This window comes from Clostridium sp. D33t1_170424_F3 (assembly GCF_015667585.1).
Classification (GTDB): Bacteria; Bacillota; Clostridia; order Oscillospirales; family Acutalibacteraceae; genus Anaeromassilibacillus.
This window is the reverse complement of sequence record NZ_JADPEG010000003.1, coordinates 115,975-139,477: the sequence shown is the minus strand read 5'-3', so window position 1 is coordinate 139,477 and position 23,503 is coordinate 115,975. Positions and strand designations below refer to the sequence as shown.

General features: G+C 56.2%; 14 protein-coding genes. 1 reads left to right on the top strand and 13 read right to left on the bottom strand.

All coding sequences use genetic code 11. From position 1 onward, the window contains the following. The first annotated feature begins 302 nt into the window (after positions 1 to 302). The gene (locus I4V53_RS03120) at positions 303 to 2,561 is read left to right on the top strand and encodes a sensor domain-containing diguanylate cyclase (protein WP_195983936.1); all 2,259 of its coding nucleotides are present in this window, start codon (positions 303 to 305) and stop codon (positions 2,559 to 2,561) included. A gap of 145 nt (positions 2,562 to 2,706) precedes the next feature. Here the strand turns inward: I4V53_RS03120 and I4V53_RS03115 are convergent, their stop codons facing one another. The 13 genes from I4V53_RS03115 to dut all read right to left on the bottom strand — a co-directional run bounded on the left by I4V53_RS03115 (position 2,707) and on the right by dut (position 23,188). Beyond that, entirely contained in the window at positions 2,707 to 5,913 is a 3,207-nt protein-coding gene (locus tag I4V53_RS03115; protein ID WP_195983935.1) for a lectin like domain-containing protein, read from the bottom strand. A gap of 471 nt (positions 5,914 to 6,384) precedes the next feature. Continuing rightward, complete coding sequence (locus I4V53_RS03110; RefSeq protein WP_195983934.1) at positions 6,385 to 9,636, bottom strand: lectin like domain-containing protein; 3,252 nt, start codon at positions 9,634 to 9,636, stop codon at positions 6,385 to 6,387. Between the two features lie 331 nt (positions 9,637 to 9,967). Beyond that, the gene (gene aspS / locus I4V53_RS03105; protein WP_195983933.1) at positions 9,968 to 11,758 is read right to left on the bottom strand and encodes an aspartate--tRNA ligase; all 1,791 of its coding nucleotides are present in this window, start codon (positions 11,756 to 11,758) and stop codon (positions 9,968 to 9,970) included. A gap of 42 nt (positions 11,759 to 11,800) precedes the next feature. After that, positions 11,801 to 13,090 carry a histidine--tRNA ligase gene (gene hisS, locus I4V53_RS03100; RefSeq protein WP_195983932.1) on the bottom strand — a complete coding sequence of 430 codons (1,290 nt, stop codon included), beginning with the start codon at positions 13,088 to 13,090 and terminating at the stop codon, positions 11,801 to 11,803. A 1,376-nt stretch (positions 13,091 to 14,466) separates the two neighbouring features. Beyond that, positions 14,467 to 14,871, bottom strand: coding sequence for a methylglyoxal synthase (locus I4V53_RS03095; RefSeq protein WP_050696896.1), 405 nt, complete (start codon positions 14,869 to 14,871; stop codon positions 14,467 to 14,469). A 38-nt stretch (positions 14,872 to 14,909) separates the two neighbouring features. Further along, a complete protein-coding gene (locus I4V53_RS03090; RefSeq protein ID WP_195983931.1) occupies positions 14,910 to 15,650 on the bottom strand; it encodes a nucleotide-binding protein in 741 nt (246 codons plus the stop codon). Between the two features lie 114 nt (positions 15,651 to 15,764). Further along, the gene (locus tag I4V53_RS03085; protein ID WP_195983930.1) at positions 15,765 to 17,972 is read right to left on the bottom strand and encodes a penicillin-binding transpeptidase domain-containing protein; all 2,208 of its coding nucleotides are present in this window, start codon (positions 17,970 to 17,972) and stop codon (positions 15,765 to 15,767) included. Positions 17,973 to 19,043: 1,071 nt separating this feature from the next. After that, entirely contained in the window at positions 19,044 to 19,565 is a 522-nt protein-coding gene (mreD, locus tag I4V53_RS03080) for a rod shape-determining protein MreD (RefSeq protein ID WP_207747822.1), read from the bottom strand. Continuing rightward, positions 19,565 to 20,527 (bottom strand): rod shape-determining protein MreC, encoded by a 963-nt coding sequence (mreC, locus tag I4V53_RS03075; protein WP_195983928.1) that lies wholly within the window; start codon positions 20,525 to 20,527, stop codon positions 19,565 to 19,567. Before mreC ends, mreD begins: the two co-directional genes overlap by 1 nt. 99 nt (positions 20,528 to 20,626) lie before the next feature. Then, positions 20,627 to 21,640 carry a rod shape-determining protein gene (locus I4V53_RS03070; protein ID WP_195983927.1) on the bottom strand — a complete coding sequence of 338 codons (1,014 nt, stop codon included), beginning with the start codon at positions 21,638 to 21,640 and terminating at the stop codon, positions 20,627 to 20,629. 251 nt (positions 21,641 to 21,891) lie between these two features. Beyond that, positions 21,892 to 22,440, bottom strand: coding sequence for a Maf family protein (locus I4V53_RS03065; protein WP_195983926.1), 549 nt, complete (start codon positions 22,438 to 22,440; stop codon positions 21,892 to 21,894). Positions 22,441 to 22,444: 4 nt separating this feature from the next. Next, positions 22,445 to 22,711 (bottom strand): DUF4321 domain-containing protein, encoded by a 267-nt coding sequence (locus tag I4V53_RS03060; protein ID WP_195983925.1) that lies wholly within the window; start codon positions 22,709 to 22,711, stop codon positions 22,445 to 22,447. 36 nt (positions 22,712 to 22,747) lie between these two features. Then, a complete protein-coding gene (gene dut, locus I4V53_RS03055; protein ID WP_195983924.1) occupies positions 22,748 to 23,188 on the bottom strand; it encodes a dUTP diphosphatase in 441 nt (146 codons plus the stop codon). Between the last annotated feature and the right edge of the window lie 315 nt (positions 23,189 to 23,503).

Genomic DNA, 23,503 nt, shown 5'->3' with positions numbered 1-23,503 from the left:
CGCAACTTGCGTACACTCCAGCGCACATCTTTGTCATTATTCACAAACGCCTGCTCTATTTCTCTAAAAAAACAGTATTGATTACATGACGACCCATTCTTTCTCTGCTTTTTACCGCTCCTTTTATTTCATTTGAAAATATTCTGCTATTGGACGTAAAATCTATTCCCAGCGCATGTAATTGTGTTTGACTTATCTTTATTTCGGCAGTATAATTTATCTATCTAAAGTGCAGATCATGTATGCACCCCCTGTAAAGGCAGGATATTTCTATTGGGGAAGGAACGAAAAGGGGCGGCGGAATGAACCAAGAACAGCGTTATCCCACTGCTGGGAATCTGGAGACACCCAGGCTGGTCAAAAGTGAATTCCCGGGCGGGATGTACCGCTGCCGGGCGGATGGGGACTGGCAGATTCTGGAGGTCAATTCCGATTTTCTGCAGATGTTCGGCTATACCTGTGAGGAAATTCGACAGAAGTTCCAGAACAGCTACCACCTCATGATCGATCAGCGTGACCGTGTCATTGTTAAAAAGGAGATTACATCCTGCCGCGAGCCGGAATCGGACTGCGAAATAGAGTACCGGGTCCCGCGGGCGGACGGGCGGATCATCTGGGTTCGGGAGCAGGGAAGGCTGATACGGGACCTGGACGGACAGGTGCATTACTGCTGTACGCTGATGGACATCACCACCAGCAAACGGATCCAAGAAGAACTGCGGCTGAGTTTGGAGCGGTATCAGATCATCATTGACCAGACAGACGATATTATTTTGGAATGGGACATGGTACAGGATACCTTCAGCTATTCCCCCAATTGGAGCAAGAAATTCCAGTATGTACCGATTTCCCGGGAGGTCAGCTCCCGGCTGGCCTGCGATTCCCACATCCTTTCAGAGGACACCGCGTATTTTCTGGACGCGCTGCGGGCACTGCGCAAGGGTACGCCGTACATAGAGGTGGAATTCCGCCTGCAGTCACTGGAGGGTTCCTATTTGTGGTGCCGCGCACGCTTTACCACACAGTACGACGAAACCGGACGGCCCATTAAGGCGGTGGGCGTCATCATCGACATCGACGATGAGAAGCGGCAGGCACAGAAGCTGATGGAGATCGCCCAGCGAGATCCGCTGACCGGGCTGTACAACAAGGGCGCTTCCCAGAAGCTGATTGAAGAACGGTTGGAAATGTGTGCGCAGCAGAAGGCGAATTGCGCGCTGTTAATTATTGATATCGATAACTTTAAATACGTCAACGATGCGATGGGGCATCTGTTCGGCGACGCCTTCCTGGTGGAAACGGCCCGCGCGATCGAGTCGCAGTTCCGCCGGACGGATATTGTGGGGCGTATCGGGGGAGATGAATTCCTCGTCTACATGTGCCACATCAACAACAAGGAAATTGTGGAGAAAAAAGCGGCGCAGGTGATCGACGCCATCCGCCATATTCAGGTAGACGGCGCAGGCATCGAGCAGGTATCCTGCAGCATTGGCTCCGCACGTTTCCCGGATGATGGAAAGGTTTACAAGGAGCTGTATCACCAGGCGGATCAGGCTCTTTACCAAGCGAAAAACGCGGGGAAAAACCGCCATGTCGCCTTTGATTCAGAGGACCAAACGCACCGCTTCCCGGGCATGTATCCCCAGATCCGCACCTTTGTCAGCGCAAAGATCGATTCCGACAATGAAAGCCGGACGATGCAGGAGCTGTCGGAATACGTGTTTCATATCCTCTACCAGGCGACGGACACAGAAGCCGCCGTCAACACCATATTGGAAATTGTCGGCAAACGGTTTGACGTCAGCCGCGCCTATATCTTTGAGAATACGGAAGACAACCTCTACTGCTGCAACACCTTTGAATGGTGCAATGAAGGCATCTCTCCGGAAATGGAGCATCTGCACCGGGTCGCCTATGCGGACCTGGGTACGGATTATCTGGAGAACTTTAACGAGGACGGCATTTTTTACTGCCGGGATATTGCCGCGCTGGTTCCGGAGCAGTTCGATATCCTGAACGCACAGGGCATCAAATCGATGCTGCAAAGCGCCATTTACAACGACGGCGTATTTTACGGATACGTGGGCTTCGACGACTGCCGCAACAACCGTTTCTGGGATAAGGAACAGATCAACGCGCTGGTTTTCATTTCTGAAATTCTCAGCATCTTTCTGTTAAAATGGCGTGCGCAGGAACGCGCCGAGCGTTCGGCTCTGCTGCTGCAGACCATACTGGATAATCAAAATTCCTGGATTTACGTCATCGATCCCGAAACCTATAAAATGCGGTATATCAACCGGCGGACGCGGGAACTGGTACCGGATGCAAAGCTGGGGATGCGCTGTTTTGAAGCGTATTTCCACCGGGACCAGCCGTGCGAGAACTGTCCCATTCGAATGCTGACGGAAGAGGGGGACAATTATACGGAGGAAGTCTACAATCCGATCCTGCATCTTTGGACGCTTGCCGACGCGACCTATATTTCATGGGAGGGAAGCCGGGCGGTCCTGCTCAGCTGCCACGACGTGTCGCAGTATAAAACAAACACAGAAGAAACATAAACAGGCGGCAGATGCCGCCTGTTTTTTCTTCTCAGCATACCGGGAGGGTTCTGGCCAATGGCCAGAACCCTCCCGGTTTCATTTGATTTTAACTTTCATCACAGGGAACCTGTCACATCGCTGACAGGCGCTTCCCGTAAAAACATCAGGCAATGGTCACCGCGCAGTGCTTCACAGCCGCATTGCCCGCCAAAGCGGTGTAGACGCCCGTGCTCTGGCCCGGCGCGCCGACTGCCCACACTCTGTAGTAGTAATCGCTGCCAATCTGCGCCACAAACTGGGTCTTCAGGACCGCACCGTTGCCGACCGTGAAGCTCGGAACCTGCCCGTTGCCGTTGACGACGGTCATCTTGAAGCAGTATGCCGCTCCTCTCTTCAGCGAGAAGTTCACAGTTGTATCGGAAACCACGCTTGCCGCCTGCGCGACGCCCGCGCCGACAACCGCCGTGCCCGCGCCGCCGTAGGAGGAACCGCCGCCGGAAGAACCGCCGGAGGAACCGCCGCTGGGCTTACCGGGCTTGGAATCCGGTACATTCGGATTTGCCGCCAGATTGTTTTCTTTTTCGATCGCCTCATAATAGGCCTCGGTGACCGCTTCCTTGGACGCGCCGCTATCCATCAGCGCTGTAAGGGCCGCGACGCTTTCGCTGTACGCCGCAAAGGTCTCTTCTGTGTAATCAGAAGCATTTGTGTTTGCGAAACGCGCGAGCAGAGCTTCCAGCTCGGCGCGGTCCGGAATCTTCCGCAGAGCGGCCATGGCGATCGCCAGACGGGACTCCATAGCATTGTAATCGCTCTGGGTCGCAGTTTTATCCGCAAGCAGGGCGTCGGCTGCCTGAAGCTCCGCCTGGAATTTCTCCTTGCCGATGTCCAGATACTTGTCCAGATCATAGGTCTTCGCTTCGTCGACCAACTTCTGCAGGGATTCTTTGGTTGCTTTGCGCACCAAATTGGTAATCGCTTCCTTGAGTTCCTTCGCCATCGCGTCGATGTCTTCCTGCAGGGAATCCTTCGCGTCGAACATCTCCTGCGCCTTGTCGCGCACCGCGATCATCGCGTTCCAGCTGTCCTCAGTGAACTCCGCGGGATCCATCTGTCCGGCCATTTCGAGCTGGAACGCCAGCTCCTTCATGTCGCCGTTGCGGAACTGCAGCAGCTGGATCACGTCAATCAGGTCTTTCCAGGCCTTGTCGATCGCCGGCTGGTCCGCCGTCTTGGAATCCGCCACGGCAACGCCCGCCGCAAGCGCCTCATCCAGAAGCTTCTGCACGGTCGGCATCGCCGCCGCGTATTCCTCGCCCTTCTGGGCTTCCTTTGCAAACTGGACCGCTGTATTCAGCACCAGCTTATTGACAATCGTGAACGAGAAGTCCAGCGCGGCGTCTTCTTCGCCGCCCGTCACCTGGTAGGTGTACAGGTTCTTTTCATAGTCGCCGTCCGCTTCGCCGTTTACGGTCACACCCGCAAACTCTCTGCCTTCCGCATAGGGGACAAAGGACAGGACCGCGGAATCGCCCGCGTAGACCTTGCCTTCGTAATAGCCCGGGAAATCATAGGTTTCGTCGATGTCGCCCGTCACTTTGACGTCCGCGCCGACGTTGTATTTCACCTTGACGCTCGGCGCTTCCACCGGGTCAAAGCCTTCCTGGCCCTCTGTGGTGAACGCTTTCAGGCAGACATTGCCCAGATCGCCCCACATGTCGCCGTCGAAGTCGCCCGCAACTTCAATGTTGACGCCGCTGGTGCCAGGCTTACCCTGCAGGTCCTCCGCGGAGGAGGAACCGGCGTTTCTCTTCGGAATCGCCGTGTAGTTGCTTCCAATGGTTTTAACATCCTGCCAGCCCTCGCCGTCGAGGCTCAGGTAGCTCTGGCGCGCGTTGATCGCGGCCACACAACGTACGTTGTCAAAGTTGCCGTTCATCTCGGTCGCGATCGGGAACGCCCGGCCCAGCGGGTTTTCCAGTGTCACGACGACGGCATACTTCTCGCCCTTGGAGAGGTTGACAAACTGGTCTTCGTCCAGCGCAACCGTATGATAGCCCGGATACGCTTCCGTTCCGGCGATGGGTTCCTTATAGGCCTTGACGCCCTGCGTAGGCTTATAGAAGCCGGTCGGCAGCTGCGTGTAAACCTGAATGGAATACTCCGCGTTGGCGTCTGTCGTATAGAAGGAAACCGCCTTCAGTGTCTCATCGCTGGTCGCGGTAAAGACGTTCGCCATGGAGACCGGCGCGTCTTTTTCTTCCGCGCCCGCGGACATGGACCAGCCGGTGCCGTCGTACTGGTAGAGATGATCGTATTCCTGGCCGGACTTGTCCATATTGTACTGCATGACCTCGGTGATGGAACCTTCGTCATAGGACATATAGAAATAGCCGCCGTAGGCATCCACACCCCAGCTGTTGCGGATAATCCACGCGCCGTCGTGTTCCGGCGTACCGTAATAGTTGGTAAACAGCTCCTTCGGCACGTTGTCGTCCCAGCCGACAATCTGCACCGCGTGGTTGCAGTCGCCAAACTTCATACCGCCGAACTGCGTCTTGATCTTCTGTCCATTGTAATCCACATTATAGTTGTAGCCTCTGGAGTTATAGGAAATTCCCAGGCTGCCGCCCTCCAGCAGGGCTTTCTTTACCGCGGCGCCATCCAAATTTCCATTGGCGTCGCGGGTGGGAAGGTAATTGGCGCTCTCCAGACGATACTCCTGATTAAACTGAATTTCCGGATCGAGATCCTCATACTCCGGTTTCCCCACTTCATAGGGAAGATCCTCTTCCAAAACCGGCCCTTCGCCTCTGGAAAGCGTTGCCATTGCAATAAAGGTATTGCCGCCCATAATGTATTCCTGGAATTTCTTATCCGCGTCAGACTCTTTGTACTCGAACGGACGATAGGTATCGCCGTCGGTCTTATCCGCCGGATCGTTCGGATTGGAGCGGCCATGATAGGCAAAATAGGCCAGATGCATCGGCGCAAACACCGGCGCGTCGTCGCCCATGTCCTCATAGAGGTCGGAAGCCATTGCGCCGTTGGCGCTGAAGGACCAGCAGGTGCCCCAGCCGCCCTGGTTGCGAACTTCTGGAGTAACGGTGCCGCTCTCCACGGCATTGTAGGCTGCGGGGAGTTCTTCGCCTGCCGCACGCGCCAACGCTTTCTTTGTGACCGGCGCACCGTTCAGCATGTAGGAGATGTCCATCTTCCGGGAAGAATACGCACTGACGCGTTTTCCCATGACAGCCCCTTCCTCCGGGTCATTGCGGTTGGCCGCCGCGAACGCCGCCGTTCCCGCAAAGGAACTGGTCAGAAGCGAACAGGCGATCATGACGGATAATACCTTGGATCCTGCTTTCATAAACTCAACCTCACTTTGTAGTAAATTTGCCCTAAAACCGAGCACATGGACATCAATTATCGTCCATATATATCAATGATTTTACTCCGGTAAATTTTTCCTGTCAAGCCAGTTTACTAATCTTCCTGCATCTTACTGTAAATCAGCTTGTAAAAAAAATCAAATTGATACGATTCAAGGCCTTAATTTCTGATGTTCCGACAAAAATATTGCATTAAATTTGTGAGAATGCTGCAATTGCTTGACTAATCTACCAATTTAACATCCTAAAATTTTGTCATAAACCGGCTTGGGTTTTTCCAGATAAAACAGCGAAAGGAACCGCCTTGGACAAACCATCCTTGGCAGTTCCTTTTTTACGTATCTTTATTTATCTTAGCCCGCTGCAGCGGGGCAAGCTGTCCATACCTGATTTATCCGCAGACAGCCGCCACGGCATTTCATTTTTTATTCGCTGCTGCTATAGGATTCTCAGCCAATCGTTACCGTGCAGTGCTTAACGGCAGCAGAACCCTGCAGGGTGGTGTACACGCCCGCGCTCTGGCCCGGCGCGCCGATCGCCCAGACTCTGTAATAATACGCGTTGCCGATCTGCGCCACAAACTGGGTCTTAAGCACTTCGCCGTTGCCGACCGTAAAGCTCGGGACCTGTCCGTTGCCGTTGACAACCGTCATCTTGAAGCAGTACGCCGCGCCTCTCTTCAGGGTAAAGTTCACGGTAGTATCGGAGACCACGCTCGCCGCCTGTGCAACGCCCGCGCCGACAACCGCTGTGCCCGCGCCGCCGTAAGAGGAACCGCCGCCGGAGGAACCGGAGCTGCCGCTATTGCCGGAACCCGGCTTGGAGGTCTTCAGCGCCAGCTTCTCTTCGTTATCAAGCGCCATGTAGTAGGCCGCGCCGATCTCTTCGTCGGAAGCGCCGCTCTTTACCAGGGCATTGAGCGCTTCCACGCTGGAACGGTATGCCTCAAAGCTCTGTTTTGTGTAGGCGTTTTCGTCCATCGCCTCAAAGCGTGCGTTCAGTTCATCCAACGCATTTTTGTCCGGAATCTTCCGCAGGGCCGCCATCGCGATCGCCAAGCGGGTTTCCATCACGTTGTACTCTGCCTGAGATGCACTGTCGTCTTTGAGCAGCTCGACCGCAGCCGCAAGGACCTTCTGGAATTCCGCTTTGCCGGTTTCCAGGTACTCTTCCAGATCATACGCGCTTGCCTCGTCGACCAGACGCTGGAGGGAATCCTTGCTTGTCGCATGGACCAAAGCGGTAATCGCTTCCTTCAGCTCCTTCGTCATCGCGTCGATGTCTTCCTGCAGGGAATCCTTCGCGTCGAACATCGCCTGCGCCTTGTCGCGCACCGCGATCATGGCGTTCCAGCTGTCAACGGTAAAGTCCGCTTCATTCATCTGCGATGCCATTGTGAGCTGGAATTCCAGCGCCGTCATGTCGCCGTTGCGGAACTGCAGCAACTGGATCACGTCGATCAGGTCTTTCCAGGCCTTGTCAATCGCCGCCTGATCCGCCGTCTTGGACTCTGCAACCGCTTCCGCCGCTGTCAGGGCCTTGTCGATCAGCTTCTGCACGGTCGGCATTGCCGCCGCGTACTCTTCGCCGCCCTGCGCTTCCTTCGCAAATTCGATCGCTGTGTTCAGCACCAGCTTGTTCACGATGGTAAACGCAAAGTTCAGCGCGGTATCTTCTTCGCCGCCTGTTACCTCGTAGGTGTACAGGTTCTTTTCAAAACTGTCGTCCGCTTCGCCGTTCACGGTCACGCCCGCAAACTCTCTGCCTTCCGCATAGGGGACAAAGGACAGGGTCGCGGTGTCGCCGGTGTAGATTTTGCCTTCGTAATAGCCCGGGAAATCATAGGTTTCGTCGATGTCGCCCGTCGCTTTGACGTCCGCGCCGACGCTGTACTTCACCTTGACGCTCGGCGCTTCCACCGGGGTGATGCCTTCCTGGCCGTTTGTTGTGAACGCCTTCAGGCAGACGTTGCCGATCTCATCCCACACGTCGCCGTCAAAGTCGCCCGCAACTTCGATGTTCACGCCGCTGGTGCCGGGCTTCATGTTGCCGGTCCAGTCGCCCTGATTCTGGGAAGACGGGTCCACTCTCTTGGAATGCGCTGTGTAGTTCTTGCCGACCGTCGCCATGTCGATCCAATTCTTGCCGCCGTCCACGCTGATAAAGCTCTGGTGCGGTTTGATCGCCGCCTGTACGCGGAAGTTGTCCAGGGTCGCGTTCATTTCAGTCGCAACCGGGAACGCACGCGCAAGCGGGTTCTTCATGGTGACGACGACGGAATAATACTCGCCCTTGTTCAGGTTGACCGGCTCGTCCAGATAGATGGTGTGGTAGCCCGGATACGCTTCCGTACCGGTCTGCGGCGCTTTGTACGCCTTGACGCCGCTGGTCGGGTTATAGTTGTTGGTGTTTGTGTACACCTGGATGGCATATTCCGCGTCCGCATCCGTGGTGTAGAAGGAAACCGCCTGTAACGTCTCGTCGCCAACCGCCTTGAAGATGTTGGCCATCGGGACCGCCGCGCCTTTGTCCTCGCCGCCGGCGGACATGGACCAGCCGGTGCCGTCATACTGATAGTTGTGGTCGAACTCATCGGCGTCCGCCACGTTATACTGGGAAACCTCTGTGATGCTTCCCTCGTCGTAGGACATATAGAAATAGCCGTGCATGTAGGACCAATCGCCCCAGCTGTTGCGGATCAGCCAGCCGCCGTCATGCTCCGGATTTTCTCCCCTGCTGTTCTGGAAGTATTCCTTCGGAATATTGTCGTCCCAGCCGACAATCTGCACCGCATGGCCGCAGTCTGTAAAGGCAGAGCCGGTATAGTGCGTCATGATGACCTTCTGGTCGCCTAATGCACCGAGCATGGCCGGTTCATATTCTTCATTATAATAAAACGCTCTTGTGCCGCTGGAGTTATAAGCTACTTCCAGGCTGCCGCCGTTTTCATACAGGGCTTTCTTGATCGCAGTGGTGTCAAGCTCGCCCTTTGTATTAAACTTGGGCAGATAATTGCTGTTGTTCAGGCGATACTCCTGATGGAACTGCAAATCGGGATCCAGATCCAGCCACGGGGTCTTGTCCACATCATAGAAGGGTTCCGGATACGGGGCCTCCTCCTCCAGGACCGGGCCCATGCCTCTGGCAAAGGTCGAGGTGCTGGCAAAGGTGTTGCCGCCGCCGGTGTACTCAACGTAAGGCTTCTCTACATCGCCCGCGTTGTACTCATAGGGCAGGTAGCTGTCGCCGTCCGTCTTATCCGCCGGATCGTCCGGGTTGGCGATTGCGTGGAAGGTAAAATACGCCATATGGACCGGGGAAAGCACCGGCGTATCCTCCTGGAGCTCATCGTACAGGCTGGAAGCGATTGCGCCCGTGGCGGCAAACGCCCAGCAGGTGCCCCATCCGGCCTGGTCGCGCACCTCTGTGGTCACGCGTCCGTCGTCAACCGTATTGTAGGCGGAAGGCAGCTCCTCCGCGGCGGCTCGGGCGAGCGCTTTCGATTTGGGCACATCCTGCAGCATGTAGGAGGTGTCCATCCCCGGACGGGAATATCCCATCACGGTCCCCATTTCCACTTCGCCCTCGACCGGTTCCGGCGTGGGCCTGTCCGTCTTTGCAAACGCCATGGTCCCGCTGAACGATGCGGTCAGCATGGAACAGGCGATCAGCAAAGAGACGATCTTGTTTCCTGTCTTCATAAACTCGACCTCGCTTTTCCTTAAATTTACTCCGCGAAGGAGCAGAACGGACAACCATTTTTCTGTCCGTTTATACCCCCGATTGTACTCCGGAAAAATTTGCCTGTCAAGTTCCCAATGAAATTTTTGTGAATTCGCCTGCATTTAACCAAATTTATTCGAATAATAATTGCCCGTATTATTGAATACCGAAGATATAAAGAAAACAAGAGTACAGTATCCTGCATATTTTTAGATATTTTACGATATTAGCTCAGTAAAATATATAAAATTGATAGGAATGCGGGCAACAAAAAACCGGACGGCAGGCCGTCCGGTTTCATTTTCTGTTTTACTCCTGTTCCTGCGGGGCGCTGATTGCAATGTTCAGCTCTTCCAGCTGTTTGGCGTCCACGCCCGCCGGGGCCTCCATCATCAGGTCGCTGGAGGACGCCACCTTCGGGAAAGCGATGACCTCGCGGATGCTGTCGCAGCCGAGCATCAGCATGACCAGGCGGTCCAGGCCAAACGCCATGCCGCCGTGCGGCGGCGCGCCGTAACGGAACGCGTTAATCAGGAAGCCAAAGCGCTTCTGCGCCTCCTCCGGCGTAAAGCCGAGCGCTTCAAACATCTTCTCCTGCAGCTCGGGGTCGTTGATACGGATGGAACCGCCGCCGACCTCGTTGCCGTTGAGCACCATGTCATAGGCCACTGCGCAAACCTCGCCGGGGTTCGTGTTCAGCTTTTCAATATCCTCCGGGCGCGGCATCGTGAAGGGATGGTGCATCGCCACCCAGCGGTTGTCCTCTTTGCTGTACTCAAACATCGGGAAATCGGTGATCCACAGCAGACAGGGCTTGCTGGCGTCGATCAGGTCAAAGCGTGCCGCCAGATTGCAGCGGAGCGCGCCAAGGGAGCTGTAAACCACCGCGTTTTCGTCGCTCGCCACCAGCAGGAGCACGTCGCCCGGCTCCGCGCCCATGGCGGAACGGATCGCGGCGACCTCGTCCGCGGAGAGGAATTTCTCATAGGAAGAGGTTTCCTTCTCCGCCAGGCGCGTCCAGGCCAGTCCCTTTGCGCCGTAGGCCTTGATCCACTCGGTCAGCTTGTCGATCTCCTTGCGGCTGAGCGCTTCCGCCTTGCCCTTGAGGTTGATGCCGCGCACGGAACCGCCGCCCGCCAGCGCGCCGGCAAACACCTTGAATTCCGTATTTTGCAGGCAGCCGCTCAGGTCCGTCAGCTCCATGCCGAAGCGCAGGTCCGGCTTGTCCGAGCCGAAGCGGTCCATCGCTTCGTGCCAGGTCATGCGGCGGAAGGGCGTTTCGATGTCGATATTCAGCACTTCCTTGTAAACCTTCTTCATGAAGCCCTCGCCGATGGCCATGACGTCATCCTGATCGACAAAGCTCATCTCCAGGTCGATCTGGGTGAATTCCGGCTGGCGGTCCGCACGCAGGTCCTCGTCGCGGAAGCAGCGCGCGATCTGCATGTAGCGGTCAAAACCGGAAAGCATCAGCAGCTGCTTCAAAAGCTGCGGGGACTGGGGCAGGGCAAAGAACTCGCCCGGGAACACGCGGGACGGGACCAGGTAGTCGCGCGCGCCCTCCGGCGTGGATTTAATCAGGTTCGGCGTTTCGATCTCGATGAACCCGTTCTGATCAAAATAGTCGTGCGCTACCTTGACAATCTTGTGGCGGCCGATGATCTTTTCCTGCATGTCCGGACGGCGCAGGTCCAGATAGCGGTACTTGAGGCGGGTGTCCTCCTTGACATTGGAGTCCTCCACAATCTCAAACGGCGGCGTTTCGGCCTTCGCCAGCACGCGCAGGTCGGTCACTTCCATTTCAATGTCGCCGGTGGGCAGCTCCGGGTTCTTGGACGAGCGCTCGCGCACCACGCCTTTCGCGGCGAGCACGAATTCCGCGCGCGCGGCAAACGCCTTGTCAAAAACGGCGCGGTCGGTGTGGTCGTCAAACGCAAGCTGGATCAGGCCTGTGCGGTCGCGCAGGTCGATAAAGATCAGCTGGCCCAGGTCGCGCTGGCGCTGCACCCAGCCGCAGACCGTCACTTCTTTTCCAATTTCCGTACCGCGGAGTTCCCCGCAGTAATGGGACCGTTTCAGGCCCGTCATCAATTCCGCCATGGAATGGCACCTCCAAAATGTATTTCTAAAAGATCCTTTTTCTTAAAACGCAAGGTCGCCCTGCTCTGTTTCGATACAGACAAACTGTTCCACGAAATCCCCCGCCAGACTGACCTTTTTCTTTTCGCCGGTCTTCATGTTCTTGAGTTCGGCGGACTGGTTCGCCAGCTCATCGTCGCCCAGCACCATACTGTATTTTGCGCCGATCTTGTCCGCATATTTCATCTGCGCCTTCAGGCCGCGGTCATTTTCGTCGCACGCCGCCATAATCGAGCTTTTGCGCAGCTCCGCCGCCAGCTTGAACGCTTCCAGATGCGCTGCCGCGCCCAGGGACGCGATAAACAGGTCGCAGCGCTTCGGCTCCGGCATCTCAATTTTCTGCTTTTCCATCACCATCATCAAGCGCTCAATTCCCATGGCGAATCCGAGCGCGGGCATCTTCTGGCCGCCCATCTCCTCCACAAGGCCGTTATACCGGCCGCCGCCGCAGAGGGTGCTCTGCGCGCCGAGGTCGTTGCTGATAAACTCAAACACCGTGTTGGTGTAATAGTCCAGGCCGCGCACAATCGTCGGATTGACGGTATATTCGATCTGAACGGCATCCAGGTACGTCTGCACCTGTTCAAAATGCGTTTTGCAATCGTCGCAGAGGTAATCCAGAATCTTCGGCGCACCCGCCGCAATCTTGGAACAGACCGGGCTTTTGCAGTCCAGAATCCGCATGGGATTGCGTTCCAGCCGACCGCGGCAGGTCTCGCACAGGTCGTCCTGATACTGGGCAAAATACGCTTTCAGCGCGTCGTAGAATTTCGCGCGGCAGGTCGGACAGCCGATGGAATTGATCTCCAAACGCAAATTCTGAATCTGCAACCGATCAAAAATGCCCTTTGCCAGTCCGATCAGCTCCGCGTCCGTGCTGGGGCTGTTGCTGCCGAAGAGCTCCGCGCCGAACTGGTGGAACTCGCGCAGGCGGCCCGCCTGTGTGTTTTCATAGCGGTAACAGGTGGTAAAATAGTACATCTTGACCGGCAGGCCGTTGTTGTAAAGCGCATGCTCCAGCAGCGCGCGCACCACGCCCGCGGTACCCTCCGGCCGCAGAGTAATGGACCGGCCGCCCTTGTCGTTGAAGGTATACATCTCTTTCTGCACCACGTCGGTCGTTTCGCCGACAGAACGCTGAAACAGACGCGTATCTTCAAAGACCGGCGTCCGGATTTCCCCGAAGCCGTGGAGCGCCGCCTCGTCGCGCATGACGTCTTCCACCGTCTGCCAGCTGCCGCTCTGTCCGGGCAGGATGTCCTGTGTGCCTTTTTGTGCTTTGATCAGTTCCATCTGGATCCCTCTCTTTTAATGAAATAAAGATAATTTTCTAAAACATATTTTTTACCTTGCAGGTAAGGGCTAAAACGTATTTATCCACCTTTCCAAAAGGTGGCGGGATCAAAGGGCAGGGCCCTTTGCCGCTCCTCGCAAGGAGCGGGACGTGCAACGTCTTTCGCGCCTCCGGCTATTGTCGTTTAGAACCTCGAGCGAGGCTTTAGCCTCAAGCGAGCGTCCCGACCGGAGGTCCTCTTCCTGAGAAGAGCGAGTGGGAACGAGCGATAGGGTCCTTTACGAGGCAGGGCGCTGCCTCTGGGGCTTTTCTTTGGTTCCACGGCTTTCGCCGGGGGTTTTCGTCGCTTTGAAAAGCGACAGCAAATACTTTTTACTTTAAGAAAGTAAAACAAATCTTAGCATTGCGGAAGCAATGACATTCTTTGCTTTCAAAAAGCAAAAGGAAATTATTATCACAAAGCAATGGGGTTCTTTTTATTGCATAAACAACATTTATTTTAAAACTTTTATTTTACTGCATTACATAGCCTTATATCGTTGCGCAAGCAACCTATATCTTATCAAATATCTAAAACAATTAATTGCATGTACAACTATATAACCTATTACGCTTTTACAAAAGCGAGAGAAAACCGCTGGCTGCCCTCATGCCGGGCGGCACTTACTTTTCGTCTTGCCACAAAAGTAAGCAAAAGCACGCGAAGGGGGGCGTGAGAGCTGGGCTCCGGGTGGGTACGACTCGCGCCCCCCTTCACCCCCGGTATCCCCCGTATACCTGAGTTGCTCAGGGCTACTAAAGTGCTCTTCATTGCCGGCGGAGCTTTGGTCGGGAGTTTCTTTCGGGCTTGAATATAATCCTTGAGTTGGTTTTCCATTATTCTACATCAGGGCGTTGTTGGGTGGAATTTTTATGCTCTTTGTAACTCTTTTTACTTGCTAAGAATGCCGCTGTAGGCGCGTAAGACGTTGCACGTCCTGTCACGGCCATCCGTGGGTTTGTGCTTAAGTACGCTTCCGCCCGCGCCGTCCCGGCCGCAGGTCTGCGAACGTCAAAAAGCCCCTCGTCCCCTGGTGAAAGGGACGAGGGGTCTTCCTCGTGGTGCCACCCTTTTTCAGGAGCGGGACGCTTGTCCGGACGCTCCTCTCAAAGCTTCCCAGTTTACTGCGCGGGAACCACGCCGGCTCGCGGATGTCTTCCCCGGACCTCCTGACGCAGCGCGCTTCCACCAATCGCGCGCCTCTCTGTGGCGGGAGTTTCCGGATACTCTTTCCGTGTCGTCGCCAAGGGATTCCAGCCGGAATCACCTGTTCTGCAAGTGATTTTACACGGTTCCGGCTGTTTTATAATTCCAATTTCCACATATGTGCGAAAATTATGCTTTCGGATTTAAAATATTGCGCCAATCGAGGTCGCCGCGCTCCAACCCGTGGATCAACACTTCCGCCGTGGCGATATTCGTCGCAACCGGGATGTTGTGCATATCGCACAGACGCAATAGGTTCATATCGTTCGGTTCATGCGGCTTCGGGTTCAGCGGATCGCGGAAAAACAACAGCAGGTCTACTTCGTTGCAGGCGATGCGCGCCGCAATTTGCTGATCGCCGCCCTGGGAGCCGCTCAAAAAGCGCTGAATCTCCAGTCCGGTCGCCTCCGCAACCATTTTGCCGGTGGTACCTGTAGAGCAAAGGAAATGACGGCTGAGTACGCCGCAATAGGCAATACAAAACTGTACCATCAATTCTTTTTTCGCGTCGTGTGCAATGAGTGCAATGTTCATCTGTGACTTCATTCCTTTCAATAAAAAGCGCTCAGGCTTTATCCCTTGATTGCCAAAGGCACCTGTTCTCCCTCTAATCTGGCCGCCAACCGGCCAAATGCCATGGACCCCGCAGATTTCAGCGGCGCGGGCCCGCTGGAAGCGGCAGCCGCCGCGAGCGCCGGATCCTCCGGGATGATTGCAATCAGGCGGATGCCGGAAACGTCGATGACGGCGTCCAGGTCCCGGTACGCGCCCAGGTTGCGGAAGCTCTTTTTGCTGAAACGGTTGACCACCAGCCGCTGCTGCCGCACGCCCGCGTCCTCCAGCGCCATCCGGGTCTTGTTGCAGTCCCGCAGGCAGACCGGGTCCGGCGTGGACACCACCAGCGCGCGCTGCGCCGGCGCGACCGCGCTGTAAAAGCCGCTGCCGACGCCCGCCGGGCAGTCGATCAGCACATGGTCGTAATACTTTGCCAGGGCGGCAACCAACTGTTTCATAATTTCGGGGCTGATAATATCCTCTTCGCGGCCGGGAGCCGGCAGCAAAAACAAGCCCGGCGCCCATTCGCAGGCGTAAATCGATTTGACCGGATCGGCCTCTCCGGCGGCAACATCCGCAATGGTGAAGACCTGCCGCTCCGCGACGCCAAGCATGAGATCCAGCGACGAAAGGCCCGCGTCGCCGTCGATCAGCAGAACGCGCCTGCCGCGGCGGACCAGGGCCAGTCCCAAACCTGTTGTCAGCGTGGATTTTCCCACGCCGCCTTTTCCCGATGTGATCACTGTAACAGCACCCATAAATAAAACCTCATTATCATACTACCACAAATTTTTGGTGTAGTCAAAGTATTTTTCTTGTTCACTTTTCCCATTTCCCATAGAATTAGGATGTATTTTGTAAAATTGACAGTTTTAAGCCTCCGGAACCGGTTGGTTTTCGTTGGAAGCATCGTTTCCCCGTGCCGGCGCGTTCTCCTGCGTCGCTTCACCGGTGGAAGACGCCCCATTCTGCCCGGCAGATTCCCCGGACATCACACTGGATGCGGACTGCTCTTCCGGCATGACAAGGTTGCCTTCTTCGTCCACGGTCTTTCCATAGAAATACGCGTCCAGAAGGTCTCTGACCACCTGCTGGCAATAGGTGCCGGTGGAGCCGTGCTGCAGGACAACCGCGACGGCGATTTCCGGATCGTCGTACGGCGCAAAGCCGATGAACGCCACGTTGTCGGAACCGGGGCCCTGCGCGGTACCGGTCTTGCCCGCGATAGGCACCGGATAGCTGCCGAGCATCCGGTGCGCGGAACCGCGGTTTTCCGTGATGACCGCCCGCATGCCCGCTTTGATATAATCGATATTTTCCTGGGAAACGCCGGTTTCCGCCGCGACAACGGGATTGTTCGGATCGTTTTCCATGATCGTGGTCTTGCGCGTGTAGTCCGTGATTTTATCGACAATGTGCGTCTGGTACCGCACGCCGTTGTTTGCAATGGTGGAGGCGTACGCCGCGAGCTGGAGCGTTGTGAACTGGTTGTCGCTCTGCCCGATGGCGGCCTGGACGGTATCGCCCTGCACCCAGGGCTTGCCGACGGAGGCGCTGTACTCCTTACTGGCGAGAATTCCCGCGTTTTCGTTCAGCTCCACGCCGGTCTTGACGCCGAGGCCGAACCGTTTGCTGTACAGGTTCATCGTCTCAATCCCCGTATAGAACCCTGTCTCAAAGAAGAAAATGTTGCAGGACTCAGAAATCGCCCGACGTAGGGAAAGCGTGCCGTGCGTTCCCAGGCATTTTGGCGTAAAGTTCACATCCGCGAACCGCTGATACACGTGGGCACAGTGGAACGTGGTATTGTTGGTGATGATCCCCTCCTGCAGGGCGGCGGCAGCCACCGCGGGCTTAAAGCAGGAACCCGGCGTAAAAATACCGTTGAACGCCTGATTGACCAGCGGATGGTCCGGGTCCTTTAACACCTCGCTTTTGTAGGCGGGGTCCGTCATATATTTGCCCAGATCGTAATTGACGTTTCCAGCGGCGGCCAGTACGGCGTTGTCTTTGACGCGCAGCACAACGGCGGTTCCCAGCACACAGTCCTGTCCGTTCCATCCGCCCTTTTTAGCCGCCAGCTTCTGCCCGTTTTCACGCGCGGCAATGACGTTTTGATCCAGGGAAGCCTGCGCCACCTTCTGCAGATTGCTGTTAAGGGTCAAATAGACGGTATGCCCGGACTCCGGCGGCTTGATGACCGTTTCCGACGCGACGCCGCCCCGGCTGGTGGTTTCCACCTGTTTTTCCCCGGCCTTGCCGCGCAATTCTTTTTCAAACGCGGCTTCCGTTCCGCTCTGTCCCATACGGTCGTTGTAGGCGTAGCCCTCGTCTTTTTTGGCGTCGTACTGCTCCTGTGACAGAGGCCCCATCGTACCGATCAGGTTGGAACCGATGTCCCCGCTGGGATACGTGCGCGCGGTGGTGATTTTGATGCTCGCACCCGGCAGGAGCTGCGTATTCTCACTGACGATCCCGACGGTATCCCCGGAAATATCCGGCGCAAAAATATACGGCGTAGAGGAGTTGAACCCTGATTTTACCATATTATAGCGCACGGATGCAACATTCCGGATTTCTCTTTGCGTATAGGATGAATCGATGCCATATTTTTCAATCAACGCGTTCATACAGTCCTCCGCCGTGGCGTAGGAGTTCAAATCGGCGTAATCCTTGCCCTTGAGCCGCTCCACAGCGGCCTCGCTGTCCGGCAGGAACTCGTATCGATCCGCGGCGTTGATAAAAATGGGCAGCTCGTCCGTCCACTGCTCGTCCCTGCCGTTCAGCAGGTTGGTCAGGCGGCGGATGGTTTCGTTCTCCGTGCCGCGCGGCATATACGGACGCTCAAACTGGATGGCATAGCCTGTCTTATTCGCCGCCAGCGGGTTCCCGTGGATATCGAGGATTTCCCCGCGCGCAGCATCCATGGCGACGATGGACGCGCTGGTGGCGTCGGCCTTTTTGCGGGTATCCGCACCGTTTAATATCTGCCAATCGATCAGGCGCAGAATATAGACGGCGAGAATGCCGAAAACAATGCCGATCAGCGCGACACTGCGCAGTGTTACTTTATGTTTCATCTTTTCACCTCCAGACCTGCGGACCTGCGGTCAGCACGGCCCGCCCTGTCGCGTTGCCGAAATCACACCCGCGCCGCGGCGGGACGGACGGGACAAACTCCCGGGGCTTTTTCTGCCTCGCAGGCAAGGGGTTAAACGTGTTTTTTCACCTTTCCAAAAGGTGGCGGGATCAAAGGGCGGCGCCCTTTGCCGTTCTCCGCAGAGAACGGAACTCTCTTTCTGAGAAGAGCGAGTGGGAACGAGTGATAGTGCTGTTTTTGAGGCAGGGAGCTGCCTCTGGGGCTTTTCTTTGGTTCCCCGGCTTTCGCCGGGGGATTTCATCGCTTTGAAAAGCGACAGCAAAGACTTTTTACTTTAAAAAGTAAAACAAATTTTTATATTGCGGAAGCAATGACATTCTTTGCTTTCAAAAAGTAAAAGGATTTTCATCGCAAAGCAATAGCACTCTTCGCTTTTAGAAAACAAAAGAAATTTTATTGCATAAGCAACGTTTCTATAAATTTTTATTTACTCAAATAAAACCTTGTTTTACAGAATGTTGCAGTAACAACATTATATCAAAATTCTAAAGATTCTTATAGAACTTTATAAATTAAGCGAATTGATTGCACGCGCAATCTTTATTGCTTACTCGCTTTTACAAAAGCGGGAGAAAACCGCTGGTTTGCCCTCATGCCGGGCGGCACCTCCGGTGAGGACGCTCGCTAGAGGCTAAAGCCTCGCTCGATGCTTCAAACGACCATCGCCGGAGGCGCGTCAGACACTGCGTGTCCGTCTTGCCACAAAAGTAAGCAAAAGCACGCGAAGGGGGGCGTGAGAGTTGGGCTCCGGGTGGGTACGACTCGCGCCCCCCTTCACCCCCGGTATCCCCATATACCTGAGAGGCTCAGGGCTACCGGCGTGGTTTTCATTGCCGGTGGAGCTTTGGCCTTTGTTTTTTCTTTTGGGTTTACATATCGTTGTCGGCTGGGATGCCATACGGTAGTCTCTTCTTTTAACCTCCCAGCAAATTGCCAGCGAAACTATGGCCTTCTCTATCTGATTCGGACTTTTTCCTATGAAAGTTCCTGATTATATCCCATCATCGGCGGTTCCGCGGATCTGGAGGGCCAACGCGCGGTTAAAGAAATAGCAGAGGGGCATGGCGAAGAAGGAATAGGCCATGCGGGGGAGATAGTGCTGCACCAGCGCATAGCCGCTGTGGTCGTAGCCGTACAGCAGGAAAAAGAACACCCACTGCAAAAACAGGATCACCCCGACGGACGCCAAACCCAACAGAATGGCTGTCAGGAAATTGGTCTGGATTAAATCCGCCGTCAGGATGCCCACCAGATAGCAAAACGACGCCAGCAGCAAACCGTGAAATCCCAGCACGCCGCCCATTCCAAAATCGATAAACAGGCCGCACAGCAGGCCGATACCTATACCCGCGAATTCACTCTCGAACATGGCGATGGAAACCGCGGCGGGAATCAGCAGCACGGGCCGCGCCCCGAAAAAAGGCGGCAGCAGCCCCGGCGTCTCCTGCACCATGAACATAACCAAAATTTCAATGATATAAGCAAAATAGCGGATCAGCTTATAGCGGTCCATCACTGGCCCTCCGTTTCATCGGAGGAAACGCCGAACGCCTCCTCCAGCGCCTGGCCCTGCCCGTCAAATTCTGTAATAACCATCACGTCGCGCACGTTGTTGACGTCGACAAAGGGCTTAATCTCCGCGTAGAGCGATACGTCATATTCCTCATTTTTCACCGACACGACTTCACCGATTGCCAACCCGCTGGGATACACGCCGCCCAGCCCGCTGGTCGTCACGACGTCGCCCGCCTTCGCGGGCGTATCCGCCGCCAGAAAGCCCAGCTTTACCAGTCCGTTGTCCGCCATTCTGATGTCCGTACCGACCACGCCGCTGTCCCGGCGGAACGCCGGCTCCGCGCCGGTTTGTCCGGCGGAATCCGTCCCTGTCTCTCCGCCCGCTTCCGGCTTCTCTTCCTCGGTCGTCGTGACCAGCGCGGCAATCTTCGTATCCGGAGAAAGGATGGTTGTCACCTGGCTGTAGTTGGAGTTGACCGCGGAGATAAAACCCACCACGCCCGCGTCCGTAATGACCGGGTCGTTTATGGAAACGCCGTCGCCGGTGCCCTTGTCGATCGTAAATTTATACAGCACGTTCGGGTCGCGGCCAATGACCGCGGCCGGCACCGGCTTGAAGTCGCGGTTCTCATCCTTCAATTCCAGATATTTACGAAGCTGGGCATTCTCCATGCGATACTGGTCGTAATGGACCAGCTTGGCGTTCAGCTCCTCTATTTTCTTTTTCAGCGCGGCGTTTTCGTCGATCAGCTCCTCTTTGGAGCGCATGACCGGTTCCGCCGCGACCACCGCGTTGTTGGTGACAATGGTGCTCACGCGCTGCATCGGCGTGGCGACCAGTCCCATCGCATCCGCCGCGAAGGAGCTTCCTGTCGAAGCCGTGTAGAGCATCAGCCCAAACATGACAAAAATAACCGTCAGCAGCACCTTAAAGCTCCTGCCGTGTACAAAGTCTTTCATCTGCGAACACCTCCCGTACCAAGATGATGAAAAAAAGGGCTCAGGCCGCCGTTCCGCACGGCGCCTGAACCCTCTCCGGGGCCGGCGGGTTCCGCCGGTTTATCTGCGGGCTTTGTAATACGAGGAAGGCATCACGACTTCCAGGCGCTTGCCGGTGCCGTCCACAACGCAATCCAGCGGGCTGTCCGCCACATGGACCGGCATGCCGGTCTCCTGCTCCACCAGCTGGTCCAGGCCGCGCAGCAGCGCGCCGCCGCCCGTCAGCATGATGCCGTGGTCGATGATGTCCGCGGAAAGCTCCGGCGGGGTCTTCTCCAACGTGCTTTTGATCGCGTCGATGATCACCGCCAGCGGGTCGGAGAGCGCCTCGCGCACCTCTTCCGCGCTGATGCTGACATTTTTCGGCAGGCCGTCCACGAGGTTGCGGCCCTTGATGTCCACGGACGCGCTGTCCGCCTCGTCGCCGGTGGGGAACGCGGAACCGATGGCGATTTTGATCTCCTCGGCGGTGCGCTCACCGATCAGCAGGTTGTATTTCTTTTTCACATAGGAAATAATCGCTTCGTCGAATTTGTCGCCCGCCACACGGACGGAGCAGGAGGTGACAATATCGCCCAGGGAAATGACGGCGACTTCCGCGGTGCCGCCGCCGATGTCCACGACCATGCTGCCGGTCGGGTCCGCGACGGGCAGTCCCGCGCCGATCGCGGCGGCCATGGGCTCTTCGATCAGCTCCACCTGGCTGGCGCCCGCCTGACGGGCGGCGTCTTCCACGGCGCGGCGCTCAACCTCCGTGACGCCGGACGGGATGCACACCACGATGTGCGGGCGGCTGAAGGCGGTGGATTTCACCGCTTTTTTGATGAAATGCTTAAGCATCGTCGCGGTGATGTCGAAGTCCGCGATGACGCCGTCCTTGAGCGGACGCACCGCCACGATGGAACCGGGCGTACGGCCGATCATATCCTTCGCGTGGGAGCCAACCGCCAGAACGGTATCTGTGCGGACGTCCACAGCGACTACGGAGGGCTCGCGCATGACGATGCCCTTTCCTTTCATATATACAAGCGTATTGGCAGTCCCCAGGTCAATTCCGATATCCTTTGAAAACATTCCAAAATTCCCCTTTCAACGTCAGGCCGGCACGGCGGCAAAGCGAGTATCCGCAAAGTCAATTTTATCAAAAAACCCGCGCCGCATCCGGTATTCAAGGCGGCGACAGGCGGTTTTACATAAGATTTATTATAACCGTTGCACCCGCATTACTCAATAAAAAAATTGTGAACAAAAATAAGTTTGTCAGAATCCACATTTTGCCAGCAGGCAAAGGGAAGTTTGCCGCCAATTTTTTGTAAAAGAACACATCAGCCCTGTGCAAGCAGCCTTGCGACCCGCGCGACAGGCAGGCCCACGACATTATAATAATCCCCGGCAATCTCCTTCACCAGCAGCGCGCCGCGTCCCTGGATGCCATACGCGCCGGCCTTGTCCATCGGCTCGCCGGTCGCGACATACGCGTCAATCTCCCGGTCCGTCAGTGGATAAAACGTGACCTTCGTGCGAACCGCCTCCACGACGCAGCGCTCCGGAGAGCGAATACAGAACCCCGTAAAGACCTCGTGCGTCCTGCCGGAGAGAAGGCGCAGCATTTCCGCGGCGCGCGCCGGGGTTTTCGGCTTGCCCAGAATGGTTTTTCCCAGCGCAACGACGGTATCCGCCGCCAGGATTGTCCCGTCCGGATACCGCGTGAACACGGCGTCCGCCTTGCGGCGCGCCAGCAGCCTGACCGCTTCTTCCGGCGGCGTGCCGTCGGCAAAGCGCTCGTCCGCATCGGCGGGGGCGACGGTAAACGAAATCCCCGCCAGTTCCAGCAGCTCGCGCCGGCGCGGGGAAGAGGATGCAAGATAGATCATGGAACTACTCCTTTACCCGGATTTTCAGATATGACAAAATTGCGGCGAGGAGGAGGATCGCCTGCGCCACATTGAGATTGACCGAAAGGCCAAAGGTCAGTTTTACGATGGCGAGATCCAGCGTGGCGGGCTCCAATCCGAACCCGGCGCCCATTCCCAGCCACGCGAGGAACCCGATCCCCTGCACCGCCGTCCCGATCACGCTGCCCAGCACAACCGCCAGCAGCAGCAGGACGATCAGCAGCAGGGTTTTGACCAGCCCTTTTTTCATACATGCATCTCCCGTTCACAGGGCGTTTGCCCCAGATTACCGGCCCGTGGAGCCGAAACCGCCCGCGCCGCGCTCTGTCTCGCCAAGGTCGTCCGTCTCCTCCAGCGGCAGATTCAGAACCGGCATGACGACAAGCTGCGCGATGCGTTCGCCCGGCTCGACGGTATACGGTTTCCCGCCGACATTACAAAGGCCGACGCAGAGCTCGCCGCGGTAATCGCTGTCGATCACGCCGACGGCATTGGACAGCGAAACGCCATGCTTGACGCCCAGCCCGCTGCGCGCGAAAATCAACCCGACGGTCTGCTCGTTCGGCAGGGCGATCGCCAGGCCGGTCGGAATCTGCACCAGCTCGTGCGGCGCGATGGTGACGGGGGACGGCATGCAGGCGTGGAGGTCCAGGCCGGCGGAACCGCTGGTTCCCCGCTGGGGAATGACGGCGTTTTCATTCACTTTTTTGATTTTTAAGGTATCCATTGGTTTGTTTTCCTCCCGGGACTTTTTCACCTTGCAGGTATTGTCTAAAACGTATTTATCCACCTTTCCAAAAGGTGGCGGTTTCCAAAGGCAGGGCCTTTGGCCGCTCCTCGCAAGGAGCGGAACTCTCTTCCTGAGAAGAGCGAGTGGGAACGAGCGATAGAGTTGTTTACGAGGCTTTGTGCTGCCTCTGGGGATTTTGTTCGGTTCCCCGGCTTTCGCCGGGGGTTTTCGTCGCTTTGAAAAGCGACAGCAAAGATTTTTTACTTTAATAAAGTAAAACAAATTTTACTAAAACAATTTTTACATTGCAAA

Bases quoted from the DNA above. Each gene is read 5' to 3' on its own strand.
- I4V53_RS03120 (WP_195983936.1), top strand. From the start codon at position 303: ATGAACCAAGAACAGCGTTATCCCACTGCTGGGAATCTGGAGACACCC.
- I4V53_RS03115 (WP_195983935.1), bottom strand. From the start codon at position 5,913: ATGAAAGCAGGATCCAAGGTATTATCCGTCATGATCGCCTGTTCGCTT.
- I4V53_RS03110 (WP_195983934.1), bottom strand. From the start codon at position 9,636: ATGAAGACAGGAAACAAGATCGTCTCTTTGCTGATCGCCTGTTCCATG.
- aspS (WP_195983933.1), bottom strand. From the start codon at position 11,758: ATGGCGGAATTGATGACGGGCCTGAAACGGTCCCATTACTGCGGGGAA.
- hisS (WP_195983932.1), bottom strand. From the start codon at position 13,090: ATGGAACTGATCAAAGCACAAAAAGGCACACAGGACATCCTGCCCGGA.
- I4V53_RS03095 (WP_050696896.1), bottom strand. From the start codon at position 14,871: ATGAACATTGCACTCATTGCACACGACGCGAAAAAAGAATTGATGGTA.
- I4V53_RS03090 (WP_195983931.1), bottom strand. From the start codon at position 15,650: ATGGGTGCTGTTACAGTGATCACATCGGGAAAAGGCGGCGTGGGAAAA.
- I4V53_RS03085 (WP_195983930.1), bottom strand. From the start codon at position 17,972: ATGAAACATAAAGTAACACTGCGCAGTGTCGCGCTGATCGGCATTGTT.
- mreD (WP_207747822.1), bottom strand. From the start codon at position 19,565: ATGGACCGCTATAAGCTGATCCGCTATTTTGCTTATATCATTGAAATT.
- mreC (WP_195983928.1), bottom strand. From the start codon at position 20,527: ATGAAAGACTTTGTACACGGCAGGAGCTTTAAGGTGCTGCTGACGGTT.
- I4V53_RS03070 (WP_195983927.1), bottom strand. From the start codon at position 21,640: ATGTTTTCAAAGGATATCGGAATTGACCTGGGGACTGCCAATACGCTT.
- I4V53_RS03065 (WP_195983926.1), bottom strand. From the start codon at position 22,440: ATGATCTATCTTGCATCCTCTTCCCCGCGCCGGCGCGAGCTGCTGGAA.
- I4V53_RS03060 (WP_195983925.1), bottom strand. From the start codon at position 22,711: ATGAAAAAAGGGCTGGTCAAAACCCTGCTGCTGATCGTCCTGCTGCTG.
- dut (WP_195983924.1), bottom strand. From the start codon at position 23,188: ATGGATACCTTAAAAATCAAAAAAGTGAATGAAAACGCCGTCATTCCC.